The organism is Palleronia marisminoris (assembly GCF_900172315.1).
Taxonomy (GTDB): Bacteria; Pseudomonadota; Alphaproteobacteria; order Rhodobacterales; family Rhodobacteraceae; genus Palleronia; species Palleronia marisminoris.
Window position 1 is genome coordinate 1 of the sequence record NZ_FWFV01000006.1, and the last position, 12,784, is coordinate 12,784.

At 66.0% G+C, this 12,784-nt stretch carries 11 protein-coding genes; 6 read left to right on the forward strand and 5 right to left on the reverse strand.

What is annotated here, in order from left to right; all coding sequences use genetic code 11:
- Positions 1-1,010: ABC transporter permease (locus tag PAM7066_RS10970; protein ID WP_246799790.1), on the reverse strand; the 1,010-nt coding region annotated here is incomplete at its 3' end.
- A gap of 1,777 nt (positions 1,011-2,787) precedes the next feature.
- Between PAM7066_RS10970 and PAM7066_RS10975 the strand changes: the two genes are divergently transcribed.
- Entirely contained in the window at positions 2,788-3,228 is a 441-nt protein-coding gene (locus PAM7066_RS10975; protein ID WP_085854219.1) for a hypothetical protein, read from the forward strand.
- Between the two features lie 63 nt (positions 3,229-3,291).
- On the forward strand, positions 3,292-3,678 hold the full coding sequence (csgH, locus tag PAM7066_RS10980; protein ID WP_085854220.1) for a curli-like amyloid fiber formation chaperone CsgH: 387 nt from the start codon (positions 3,292-3,294) through the stop codon (positions 3,676-3,678).
- A 78-nt stretch (positions 3,679-3,756) separates the two neighbouring features.
- Here the strand turns inward: csgH and xth are convergent, their stop codons facing one another.
- The 4 genes from xth to PAM7066_RS10995 form a co-directional block, all read right to left on the reverse strand.
- On the reverse strand, positions 3,757-4,542 hold the full coding sequence (gene xth, locus PAM7066_RS10985; RefSeq protein WP_085854221.1) for an exodeoxyribonuclease III: 786 nt from the start codon (positions 4,540-4,542) through the stop codon (positions 3,757-3,759).
- A gap of 106 nt (positions 4,543-4,648) precedes the next feature.
- Positions 4,649-5,359, reverse strand: coding sequence for a nitroreductase family protein (locus PAM7066_RS10990; protein ID WP_085854222.1), 711 nt, complete (start codon positions 5,357-5,359; stop codon positions 4,649-4,651).
- A gap of 363 nt (positions 5,360-5,722) precedes the next feature.
- A complete protein-coding gene (locus PAM7066_RS18650) occupies positions 5,723-6,061 on the reverse strand; it encodes a hypothetical protein (protein ID WP_139214995.1) in 339 nt (112 codons plus the stop codon).
- Positions 6,062-6,435: 374 nt separating this feature from the next.
- Positions 6,436-7,527, reverse strand: coding sequence for a THUMP domain-containing class I SAM-dependent RNA methyltransferase (locus PAM7066_RS10995; protein ID WP_085854450.1), 1,092 nt, complete (start codon positions 7,525-7,527; stop codon positions 6,436-6,438).
- An 83-nt stretch (positions 7,528-7,610) separates the two neighbouring features.
- Here PAM7066_RS10995 and PAM7066_RS11000 point away from each other — a divergent pair, with 83 nt between their 5' ends.
- From PAM7066_RS11000 to PAM7066_RS11015, 4 genes are all read left to right on the forward strand, one after another.
- Positions 7,611-9,026, forward strand: coding sequence for an alkaline phosphatase D family protein (locus PAM7066_RS11000; RefSeq protein WP_085854223.1), 1,416 nt, complete (start codon positions 7,611-7,613; stop codon positions 9,024-9,026).
- An 88-nt stretch (positions 9,027-9,114) separates the two neighbouring features.
- A complete protein-coding gene (locus PAM7066_RS11005) occupies positions 9,115-9,642 on the forward strand; it encodes a 2Fe-2S iron-sulfur cluster-binding protein (RefSeq protein WP_085854224.1) in 528 nt (175 codons plus the stop codon).
- Positions 9,639-10,610, forward strand: a complete 972-nt coding sequence (locus tag PAM7066_RS11010) for an FAD binding domain-containing protein (protein ID WP_085854225.1) — start codon at positions 9,639-9,641, stop codon at positions 10,608-10,610. The genes PAM7066_RS11005 and PAM7066_RS11010 overlap by 4 nt, the downstream gene beginning before the upstream one ends.
- A complete protein-coding gene (locus tag PAM7066_RS11015) occupies positions 10,607-12,781 on the forward strand; it encodes a xanthine dehydrogenase family protein molybdopterin-binding subunit (RefSeq protein ID WP_085854226.1) in 2,175 nt (724 codons plus the stop codon). Before PAM7066_RS11010 ends, PAM7066_RS11015 begins: the two co-directional genes overlap by 4 nt.
- The last annotated feature ends 3 nt before the right edge of the window (positions 12,782-12,784 follow it).

Here is a 12,784-nt window from a genome sequence, read left to right on the forward strand (position 1 = left end):
TCCTCATAGTCCAGAAGCTCGAACATCATCTGCACGCGAACCATCGCCGTCTCCAGCTTGATGCGCACGCGGCTGAGCCGCTTGGCGGGCTCGTAGGCCATCATGAAGGCGGTGATGAACGACATCAGCTCGCCCGCGGTCGTGGGCTCGCCCCCGAAGAGGTTGTAGGCGCTGACTGCCACGATCCCGGCGATGGCGAAGCCCGCAAGCGTCTCCATCAAGGGACTTGTCACGGCGCCGATCCGTGCGATCGCGTTGCGGCGACGTTCCACGTTGCGCACGGCCACGCCCATGCGGCCCTGCATCTGGTCCTCGAGCGAGAAGACCTTGACCACGTGGATCCCTTTCGAGGTCTCTTGCACCACCTTCATGATCTCGGCGGCCGATGCCTGCTCGCTACGCATGATCTCGCGGATCTGGCCCAGGAGTCTGCGTATGCCCAAGATCGCGACCGGCCCGACGACCAGCGCGAAGATCGACAGGAACGGCGCCTGGTAGATCATGACGGCCAGCAGGCCGATCAGCATCAGCGCGTCGCGGCTGATCGAGGCGACGATCAATTCAATCACCTGCTGCGCGGCCGCCGCGCCTGAGGTCAGGCGCATCAGAAGGTTCGACGATTCCTGCTGATTGAAGAACGAGACGCCGTTCCTGAGCAGCTTTCGGTACAGCTCTTCCTGCTGGTTGGCGATGATCCGGTTGCCGGCCCGCGACATCGCCACCGATTGCACGTAGTTCGCGCAGCCCTTGATCGTGAACGTAGCCGCAACGGCGCCCGCCACCAGAAGGGCGATGCTCCTGTTGTCGGTGGCGGTCATCGCGTCGACGATGAATTCCATTAAAAGAGCAGTGGCAGCGGTTGTGGCCGCCACGACCACCATCGCGACGGCCGCCAGCGCATACCATTTACGCTGCGCGGCCGCCTGTTCGGTCAAGAGCCGCCGCAGCATACCGCTTCGATTGTCGTCCGCCGCAAAAAGCGCGGCGATGGCGCGTCTCAGAAACTTCATGACAGAGCCTCGCGATGCCCAGGCAACCGATGCCCATGGCGAACTGTTTGGTGGGTCACCTAGCAGACGCCAAACGTTCGTGCCACCGGCCCCGCCTATGGCCGCAAGCAAGAGACTTATGCCCGAGTGGTCGGATTACATCCAGCCGCGTTCCTTATAGTATTTCACCGCGCCTGGGTGCAGCGGCGCGTTCAGTGCATCGCTAATCATCTCCTAGTCATTCCCCAGTCACAGGGGCCGCGGGCCCATAGCTGGGCGCGGGTTCCAAAGCGACGGTAGCCATGGCCGCTCGGTCCGGCATGAACCTGCAAAGCTCGACGCTCAAGGATGACGCGATCGGGCAGGCCAAGCAGCTCCGCAATTACCTGCGGCATGAAAGGAAGCGGGACATGCGCGGACGCCGAGGGTCACGGTCAGCCTCAGTATCTTCGCCATCATGGCGGACCAGTAACGCGCCTGTTTCGGCCAAGGTGATCAAGGCCGGGACGAGATCGGCTAGCTGGACGCGCAGACGCGGGCGAACCGAGGATTTGCAGCAGCAGCATGAAGGCAACTAGCAGAGCAGTAAGGAATGCAGCTGATGACATGGTCGACCCTGACGTTCACCACGCTCACTTCGCGATGAGTGTCCGGCACTTGCAGCGGCGCTAGGCAACGGCCGCTCCCGGCCAACAGACTACGATGCGAACATAGTTCGGACGGACATGTAGACGCCTCCCTCCTCTTGATGGAGTGCACCGTCCGGCCCCAACTTGAAGCCACCAGCAGCGCGAGCAGTTGCACCGGCCCGGTGACACTGCCGGTTCACCGGCCTCGCCGCGCCCAATGCGCAGCGGCGCGGCGGCAGTGATCCCGCTCGCCGAGGCGCATGAAAACCGCGTCCCAGATGGTCACATGGATGCGCCAGTGGACCTTGTGCCGGTTTGTCCACGCATGAGCACACCAGCTCCTGCGATCCCCAGTCAGGATGTAGCGTGTGCGCCACGAGACGGATTCGATGATCCGCCACAGTGCACCGCGCATGTCAAACCACCTCGCTAGGGTTCTGCCATTCCGTGGAGGCTGACTCCGCTACTGCTGCCCCGATCATGTCGACCACAAAATCCTCCTCGACGTCGTTCCAAGAGGAACTCTTCGAAGGATAACAGGCGATTGATGAAGAAGGTTTCCGAAACACTTGGCGAGACGGCGGCGTGACGAGTGCGCGGCGGACGCACCAGAGGTCGCCCATCTATACCCTACGCCAACGACGCGATGATGCCCTTCTCGCAAAGTTCATCCGGCGGCGCATAGAGGTGACGGCGCGGAGCAATCCCTCCTGCCGGGGCGTGATGGCTCGGAACCCATTGCCCTGGTGACGCCTATCTCGGCATGGTCATGCCCCACGTCTTCGTGCGCAAGTCTTTCGGCAGGTCAAGGACACTCGTATCGCGGGCTGGGGGTGCATGCCGACCCGACCCCTGCATAGGTAGCTCAGTCTAGCAGCACTGCGTTCGCATTCTGTCGCTTGCACGGACTACAGAGGCGGGTCGGCAAGCTCCTACTTCTCGGGGCGCAGGTGGGGACGATGGCTGCCCTGTCGAACGCCTCTTTCTGTTCCCATAGATGCTCAGTCAGAGCGTTACCGGTCACTGCTATCCGATAGCGGCCGCGACGTGATCGCCTGTCATGGCGATGAGATCGCTTTTCATCCGCTCCCATCCTCAGCTGGTTCACGTGCAGGCAGGCTGCTGCCCGACGGCACAGAACCAATGAAGCTCAACGGGAGATCGAGAACATGACCTTTGCGAACACCATCAAATTTACGGCCCTTTCCCTGATCCTCGCGGCCGGTGTAGCCGCCCCTGCCTCCGCCGGCGGCTCAAACGTCACGGTCGAGCAGTATGGGCGCAGCAATGAAGTCGGGGTCGGACAGCGCGGCGGGCACAACCGGCTGACGGCATTCCAGAGCGGCCGGTCCAACACCGCGATCAGCATTCAGGACGGTCATCGGAACCGTGCCGTGATCGGACAGATCGGGCGCGGCAACTTTGCCGACAGCCTGCAGCGCGGGAAGAACAACATCACCGGCGTTTCGCAGATCGGGACGGGAAACGAAGCGATCACGACCCAGCAAGGTCGCAGCAACGCGATCGGCGTGATCCAGGCAGGTGACGGCAATACTGCCGATGTGGTCCAGAAGGGCCGCGGAAACGTCATCGTGGTCGTCCAGGACTGATCTGGCACGGGCGCAGCTGCTCTTCCGCTGCGCCCGGGTCGTTCTCGCATAGGAGAGACGGAGATGCTTGATATTCGAAACACGTCGATCATGGCGGCGCTGCTCGCCCTCGGAGCTGGTGGGCTGGCCGCTTCGGCTTCCGCCCACGATTCCGCGCCGCCCTTCTCTTGCACGGTCCAGTCAGAGGAAACGAGGACCGGAGTGCACATGGCAGGGAGCCTGACTACAGCAGAGCCGATTGTCGGCACATACAGCTTGAAGATCCAATCCCGTCGGGCGGGAACAAGCGTTTCGCTGCAGCAGACGGGCGAATTCGAGGCGGCACCAGACACCCCTGCTCCGCTTGGATCGGCCACACTGCCGGGCGATGCTGGGGATTACGAAGTCGCGATCCATGTCGGTTGGAATGGCCGAACCTATGCTTGCGTGGTGCTCGAACAGGACGTCTGAGCTGTGGACCAGTCCGCTCTACCGGAAAGCAGAGCGAGAGATTATCCGTGAATCGGCAGCCCGCACAGCGCCCAGCTGCTACCCACGATCCGGGGCCGCTAGCTCGACCCACACCGGCGCATGGTCGCTCGCACCCTCACGTCCACGGACGTCGCGGTCGACGCTCGCCTCGATCAGCTTGGGCGCGAGCTTGCCGCTGAGCAGGATGTGGTCGAGCCGGAGCCCGGCGTCGCGCGTCCAGCGGTTTCGGCGATAGTCCCAGAAGGTAAAGATGGAGTCGCTCGGGTGCGCAGTGCGAAGCGCATCCGTCCATCCCTGCTCCAGGAGCGCCCGGTAGGCATCTCGAGAGGCGGGCTGCACCAGTGCGTCCTGATCGTAGGATCTCGTCTGGTAGATGTCGCGCGCCTCCGGGACCACGTTGAAGTCGCCTGCCAGCACGACCGGCACCTCGGCCGCGAGCAGGCCGGCCGCGTGACGGTTCATGCGGTCGAGCCAAGCGAGCTTGTAATCGAACTTCGGCCCGGGCTGTGGATTGCCGTTCGGCGCGTAGATCGAGGCGATCAGCACGCCGCTGACCGCAGCCTCTATGTAGCGACGCTGCCGATCTGCCGGATCGCCGGGAAGGCCGGTGCGCGTCAACACAGGCTTCGCATTTCGCGCTAGGATCGCGACGCCGTTCCATGACTTCTGACCCGCCCAGACGGCTTCATAACCAGCACGTTCGATCGCGGCGTCCGGGAAGTCGCCTTGCGCCGCTTTCAGCTCTTGCAGGCAGACGACGTCCGGCTGTGCGTCCTCCAGCCACTCGAGCAGGTTGCCGAGCCGCCGCTTGACGCCATTGATGTTGAAGGTCGCAATCTTCAAAGGGAGCGGCAGGCACAGGGGCAAGCCGCGCGTCTTTCTGAGCCGTGACCGCGCCCATAGATCAAGGGGTGGCCGACCTGAAGCTGGGGACCTTCGCTATCTGACATCATCGTGGCTCCGCGCGCGGACGCATCACCGTCAGGATCTCCGACCGCGGTTTCTTTCGCTTCGCGACAGCAGGCACGGTTGCGTCAGGCGCCGGATAGCCGACCGGAAGGATCATCACCGCCTTCTCGTGGGCTGGCCTGCCACAGAGCTCGGGCAGGAACTTCATCGGGTTCGGCGTGTGCTCCAGGCAGACGAGGCCCGCGTGATGCAGAGCCGCAATCAGAAAGCCGGTAGCGATGCCCACGCTCTCGGGGACGTAGTAGTTCTTGTAGCGCGCGCCGTCCTGCGTCACGCCGTAACGCTGTGCGAAAACGACGATCAGCCACGGGGCGTCCGTCAGGTGCGGCTTGCTGGCCCCGGTCCCGATGGGCTCGAGGGCGGACAGCCATTCATCACCGCCGCCGCCAGCGTAGAAGTCCTTTTCCTCCTCCTCGGCGGCTGCGCGTATGCGGGCCTTCACCTCCGGATCGGAGATCGCCACGAAATGCCAAGGCTGGTGGTTCGCTCCCGAAGGTGCGGTGGCCGCCGCCTCTATGCAGGCAGCAACGACCGCCTCTGGAACGGGACGCGTGTCGTAGTGGCGGACCGAATGGCGCTTCCGCATGTAGTCCCGGAAGGCTTCCGCAGCTACGACTGCGTCAACCTCGGCCATTTGAACCCGGTCCGGCAGGGGCAGCGGCTCATAGGTGACTTCACCCTTGTGATACATTCATTGTCCTTCCGAGCAGTCCCCCACTGCCACGCCAGCAGGTTTCCCGCGCGACCAGATCATCCAGCCGCGCTTCTCGCAAGATCGCGAGTCCGGACGAAGCTTCGGCGACACGCTGCACCAGAGCCGTCTCCCCGTAGCGCGCCGCGAAGCGGGGAGACCGAGACCGGGAGTTGGTCGCTTGGCACGTCCTTGCCGGCTCGATAGCCGCCGGTCCGAGCGAGAGGTCGGAAAATGAACTCCGCGACGGGATCGCGCCACTTCGCGACTCGAATAGTCGCATTGATCAGGCGGATCTCTCCAGTCGCGGCACTCAGATCAGAGACCAGGCGGTAAGGTCACTTTACGACGGCACGCATCTCTTCATCTTGAGGTGCCCCAAGGCGGGTTGCAAACTCCGGGTCGCACCGGTCGGGGTCTGGCCGGCGGCCACGTGAGCGGCGTCGCCCCAAGTTCCTGAGTGCACTCGTAGGCCGAATTAGCTGGCCTCGTCGCGGCGCGGAGAACTCGGTCGCCCAGTTCGGCCGTGGCGGCAATCTGACGATCGCAGTGTTCCCGTTCCGGGCCGGTCAGGGCAGACTCGGGCCAGACGTTCGCCACGCCGCCGATCAGTTCCATCACTTGGAACTCGTCGCGTGCTTGTAGGAGGTCGTAAACCAGGCGGTGGTAGGCTTCATCGGAAAGGACAATGGTTTCCTTCATGGCGTGTGCTCCAGGGCGGATCGATACCTCACAATCCCACGGAACAGGCGACTCACCGGGGCCTTCAGGTGACTCGCAAGTTGCCTGCGGGGCCGGGACCGAGGCGAGACGTCAACCCGCGCAGTGAAACTATCGTAACTAGGTGAGTACGATTCGAGCAACTATGTTGCAGGCCGATAAGCGAGAAAAACGTCAAGGTTCAGCGTTTCGTCCCGCGCCATCTGGAATTTCGGCCATCTCGGTCCAAGGTGCGCCTGGCCTGGTATCATTCGTGGGCGACCGATCTCATTTTCTGACTACAGCCCTGGCCGTGCGGGGCCCTTCTCCGTTTCAGAAGCTCGGATCCGGGGCCTCGCGGAAAAGGCGGTAGTCCCCTACAATTGCGTCGTGTGAAGCCGCACCTTCAGGCCGCCATGGGCGATCGGCACGCTTTCGGTCAGCGGAAGGCCCGTGGCGCGGGCGAGACCGGCGTCCGAGGTGACGATTGCCACGCGCCAGCCGGCGAAATGCTCTGACAGACGCTGCCCCAACGAGCCGTACAGCGCGAACAGGGGCTTCCGGTTGCCGATCCGCGCGCCGTAGGGCGGGTTGCAGATGACGAGGCCCGGCGGCCCCACAGGCGGGGTCAGGTCGCTGACGGGCTGGGCGGTGAAGCGGGTCGCCGCGGCCAGACCGGCGCGGGCGGCATTGGCCGTCGCACCCCGTACCGCGCCTGCATCGCGGTCGAAGCCGTGGAACTGCGGTGGCGTCGTGCCGCCCGCGCGGCCGAGCGCCGCCACCGCCTGCGGTTCGAAGCTCGCCAGTTGCTCGAACGCGAAGCTGCGGTCGCGGCCCGGCTGCTGGCTCGCGGCGATCCCCGCCGCCTCGAGCACGAAGGTCCCCGAGCCGCACATCGGGTCGACCACCGGCATCTGCCCGTCGAAGCCCGCCATCCGCAGCAGCAGCGCCGCCATCGTCTCGCGCATCGGGGCCTTGCCGACCCATTCCTTGTGACCGCGCTTGTGCAGCCCCTCGCCGCTGGTATCGACCGAGACCTGCACGTTGTTGTCGTCGATCCGCACCTTCAGGGCGACCGGCGCGTCGTCGGCGACGGGGGCGCCCAGTTCTTCGGTGATGGCGCGGGCGATACGTTCGGTCGCGGCGCCGGCGTGGTAGATCTTGGACTTGCGCGTCGTCGACTCGACCCGCACGGGCACGTCGGGGCGCAGCACTGCCGCCCAATCCACCTTGCGCGCCCGCTTGTCGAGCTGCGCGAGGTGGAAGGCGCGGAACGTAGCGATCCGCGCCAGGACCCGCCCGGCACCCCGGCATTCGAGGTTCAGCCGCCAGACATCCGGCCACCCGCCCTGCACGCTGACGCCGCCCGGCGTCACCTCGGCCACGTAGCCCAGCGCGCGAACCTCTTCGGCAAGGGTCGGCTCCAGCCCCGGCGGGGCGACGAGAAAGATTTCCATGGGCTCCGTCATGGCGGGGTCATACAAGGCCGACAGGGGAACGGCGAGGCGAAACCGCCGTTGCATCCGCGCGCACCCAAAGCCAGCTTGGATCCATGACAGAGACAGCCCCCCCGACCGGCCCCATGCTCTTCCTCCGCGCCGCCGGCGATTGGGGCGTGCGCGTCGCCGTCACCGCCATGCGCCTCGAGGGCGCGCCACCTCCCGCCTTCGCGACCGACACGCCACACGAGGCCGAGGCGCTTGCCACCCGCGCCGGCGCGACGCTCTGGCGGGCCGAGATGACGCTGCCCTCCGGCGGCGCGACCTATACCTGCGACGGAGTGGAGCATCGCGTCTCGACCGACGTGACCGGCGACGTCACCCTCGCCTTCGCGTCGTGCAATGGGCAGGAGAACGGCGATCTCGACCGTCCCTCCGCCGACCGCAATGCGCTGTGGGCGCATCTGGGCGCGCGGCTGGACGACGAGCCCGTGCAGGTGCTGCTGAACGGCGGCGACCAGATCTATGCCGACGAGGTGACGAAGGCCCATCCGCTGTCCGAGGAGTGGCCGAACGAGGTGCCCGACCACCTGACGGGCGAGCAATGGCGCGACCTGAAAGCGACGCTCGACGCCGAGTTCTTCCGCCGCTACGCCACCCAGTGGGCGCAGGAGGGCTATGCCGAGACCGTCGCGCGGATTCCCTCGCTCTGTGTCTGGGACGACCACGACATCTGCGACGGCTGGGGGTCGCTGCGGCGCAAGGCCCAGACCAGCGACGTCGCCAAGGTGCTCTACGCCGCCGCACGCGAGGCCTACCTGCTGTTCCAGTTCGGCTGCCGCCCCGACGAGCGACCCGAGATCTGCATCGGCCGCGGGCGCGCGCTGGCGTGGCGCGTGGACCTGCCGGGCGTGACGCTGATGGCCCCCGACCTGCGCTCGACCCGGTCGAAGTCCCAGGTGATGAGCGAGGAGGCGTGGGCCGACCTCTCCCCCGCCCTCCGCGGGACCGAGGCACAGACCTTCCTGATTTCGTCCGTGCCCGCGCTCGGGCCGCGGATGTCCTTGGTCGAACGGGCGATGAAGCTGACCCGCCACATGGAGGATTACGAGGACGACCTGCGCGACCAGTGGCAAAGCTACGCCCACCGGCCGGAGTGGCGTCGCTTCCTGACCGCGCTGATGGAGGTGCAGGACCGCCCGGACCATTCCCTGGCCGTCCTGTCGGGCGAGATCCACCTCGCCATGCGCGGCACGATGCGCACCGAAACGGGTGCGCTGCACCAGCTGGTGGCCTCGGGCATCTCGCACCCCGCGCCGCCCGACGGGCTCGCCACCGCCTTGTCGCTGCTGGCCCGGCTGGGCGAGGCCCCCGTGAAGGGCCACCCGATCCGGCTGCACCCCCTGCCCGGAAAGACGCGCTCGTACACGGCCGAGCGCAACTACCTGATCCTCAGGCGGCGCGCCGATCGCTGGTCCGCGGCGTGGCACTTGGAAGAGTCGGGCGAGACCGCGCCGCTTGACCTTTAAATCCGACTTTTTTGCACTGGAATGATTCCCCGGAACCGCCCCCCTGCCCGGGTCCTTACCCCCGCAGACGCTTGAACTGGGGGCATCCATGGAAATCACGCTCAACGTAAATGGTGAGAGCCACAGGCTCGACATAGACACGCGCACCACGCTTCTGGATGCGCTGCGCAACCACCTCGACCTGACGGGATCCAAGAAGGGCTGCGACCACGGGCAATGCGGTGCCTGCACGATGCTGGTGAACGGCCGCCGCATCAACGGCTGCCTGACGCTGGCGGTGATGCACGAGGATGACGAGATCACCACGATCGAAGGCGTCGGCCAGCCCGGCGCGCTGTCCCCGCTGCAAAAGGCCTTCGTGAAGCATGACGGCTACCAGTGCGGCTACTGCACGCCCGGTCAGATCATGTCCGCGAAAGGCATGATCGACGAATTCAACATGGGTTGGCCGTCGAACGTCACCGACGACCTGACCGCCATGCCGGATTTCAGCCGGACCGAGATCAAGGAGCGGATGTCGGGCAACCTGTGCCGGTGTTCGGCCTATCCCGGCATCTGCGCGGCCATCACCGAAGCCGCCCCCGATGAAGGCACGTCCAAGGAGGCCGCAGAATGAAGCCGTTCGATTACGTCCGCGCCACCTCGCACGCCGATGCCCACGATTCCGCCGCGCGCATCATCGCGGGCGGCACCAACCTTCTCGACCTGATGAAGCACGAGATCGAGACGCCGACCAAGCTTCTGGACGTCACCCGCCTCGACATGACGGAAATCGAAGAGGCCGAGAATTCCGTCCGCATCGGCGCGCTGGTGACCAATGCCGACCTAGCCGCCGACCCGTTGATCCGCGAAAGATACGGCGTCCTCAGCCGCGCGCTTCTTGCCGGGGCGACCGGTCAACTCAGGAACAAGGCCAGCACCGGCGGCAACCTGCTGCAGCGCACCCGCTGCCCGTATTTCTACGACACGACCCAGCCCTGCAACAAGCGCGAGCCCGGCTCGGGCTGCATGGCGATGGAGGGGCGCAACCGCATCCTCGCCATCCTTGGCACCTCCGAGCACTGCATCGCCACGCATCCGTCGGACATGGCCGTCGCCATGCGCCTCCTCGACGCCCGGATCGAGATCGAGAAGCCCGGCGGCGAGGCGCAGATCCTGACGCTGGACGAATTCTACAAGCTGCCCGGCGACACCCCGCACGAGGAAACCGCGCTTGAAGCCGGCGACCTGATCGTCGCGGTCCACTTGCCCGACGCCCCCAAGGGCGCGCAGATGTATCGCAAGGTGCGCGACCGGTCGTCCTATGCCTTCGCGCTGGTGTCCTGCGCGGCGGTCGTCGCGACCGATCGCGGCAAGATCACCGATGCCGCACTGGCCTTCGGCGGCCTTGCCCCCAAGCCGTGGCGTAACACCGAAATGGAACGCCTGCTGATCGGCGAGGCTCCGTCCGAGGCGCTCTTCGACAAGGCGGCGGACGTGCTTCTGGAAGGCGCGCAGAGCCATGGCGACAACGACTTCAAGATCCCCCTGACCCGGCGCGTCGTGAAGGCCGTCCTGGGCGAACTGACGGGAGCGACCCAATGACAGAGCATCTGAAAATGGACAAGATCCAGCCCCGCCTGCTGGACGAGACCGGACAGGGCGCGATCACCAAGCCGACGCCGCGTCCCGAAGGGCCGCTGAAGGTGTCCGGCACGGCCAGATATGCCGGCGAATACAAGGCCGAGAACATGGCCCAGGGCTACCTTGTCCGGGCCGGCATCACCAAGGGCACGTTCAAGATCGACCGCGACTCGGTCAAGGACATGCCCGGCTTCCTCGGGCTTTTCACCGACCACATGATCCGCAACTCGGCCCAGGGCACGGCGAACACCAACCCGGTGCAGCCGGGCCCCCAGATCCAGTATCTCGGCCAGCCCATCGCCGTGGTGGTGGCCGAGACGTTCGAGCAGGCGCGCCACATCGCCCACGCCGTCAAGGTGGACTACCAGCGCGAGGACGACGCGACCCCCGACTTCTCGACCGCGACCAACTTCAAGGAGCAGGAGAAGAAATCCCTCAGCCAGGGTGACCTGGAACAGGCGATGGCCGACGCCGCCTTCACCGTGGATGCGACCTTCACCACCAGCCCCCACAACTCGGCCGCGATGGAGCCTCACACGGCACTGGCCACGTGGGAGGGCGACAAGGTCACGGTCCGCGGCTCGCTCCAGATGCTGAAGTACAACCAGAACGAACTGGCGGATTCGCTGGGCATCCCGGCCGAGAACGTGCGCCTGCTGTCGCATTACATCGGCGGCGGCTTCGGCTCGAAGCTGGGCATCGACGCGGCCTGCGTGTCGGCCGCCGTGGCGTCGCGCCATCTCGGCCGCCCAGTGCGCGTCGAGATGCACCGCAACAACGTGTTCGAGGCCGTCGTCCTGCGCACCCCCTCGCGCCAGCGCGTGCGCCTGGCCGCCGACAAGGACGGCAACCTGCTGGGCGTCGGGCACGAGAACTGGCAGTCGAACCTGCCCGACGAGACGTTCTCCGAGCCGATCGATACCGCCACCCACTTCCTCTATGGCGGCGACAGCCGGACCTACGCGACCCATGTCGCCCGCCTGAACCGGCCGGCCAGCGGCTCGGTCCGCGCGCCGGGCGAGGCAATCGGCATGCTCGCGCTGGAAAACGCCATGGACGAACTGGCCGAGGCTGCGGGGATCGACCCGATCGACCTGCGCGTTCGCAACATCCCCGAAGTGCATCCCGAAAGCGGCTTCCAATATTCCTCGCGCTCGCTGGCCCAGTGCCTGACCGAAGGCGCCGACCGCTTCGGCTGGTCGGACCGCAAGGCCCCCAAGGAACGGCGCGAGGGCGAGTGGTTCGTCGGCATGGGCGTCGCGTCGGCCGCGCGGACGAACATCCTGATGGAATCGAAGGCGCGCGTGACCCTGAACCCCGACGGCACGGCGCTGGTCGAGACCGACATGACCGATATCGGCACCGGCACCTATTCGATCCTCAGCCTGATCGCGGCCGAGATGCTGGGCCTGCCCTCGGACCAGGTCACCGTCGAATTGGGCGATACCGACCTGCCCCACGCCTCGGGCTCCGGCGGCTCGTGGGGTGCGGCCTCTTCGGGGTCGGCGGTGTTCCTTGGTGCCAAGGCGATCCGCCGCAAGATCGCCGAGCGGTTGGGCTGCGACCCCGACGCCCTGCGCCTGCAGGACGGCATCGCGACCGGCGGCAACGTCCGGCGCCCGATCTCGGAACTCCTCGACGGGCCGGTCACCGAAGAGGGCCATATCGAACCCGGCAAGCAAGAGGTCACGCAGGCCGGTTTCGGCGCCCATTTCGCCGAGGTCGCGGTCAATTCCGTGACGGGCGAGGTGCGCGTGCAGCGGATGCTGGCGGTCATGGCCGCCGGACGCATCCTGAACGAGCAGACCGCCCAGAGCCAGGTGTGGGGCGGCCAGATCTGGGGCGTCGGCACGGCGCTGACCGAAGAGATCCAGCACGACCACCGCACGGGTCACGTCGTCAACAACGACCTCGCCGAGTACCACGTGCCGGTGAACCTCGATATCGGCGATCTGGACGTGCTGTTCGTGGACGAGCGTGACGACTACGCCAACCCGATGCAGGTCAAGGGCATCGGCGAGCTTGGCATCTCGGGCGCGGGGGCTGCGATCACCAACGCGATCTACAACGCCTGCGGCGTCCGCGTCCGCGACTATCCCGCCACACCGGACAAGATCTTCCCGCATCTCTGACCA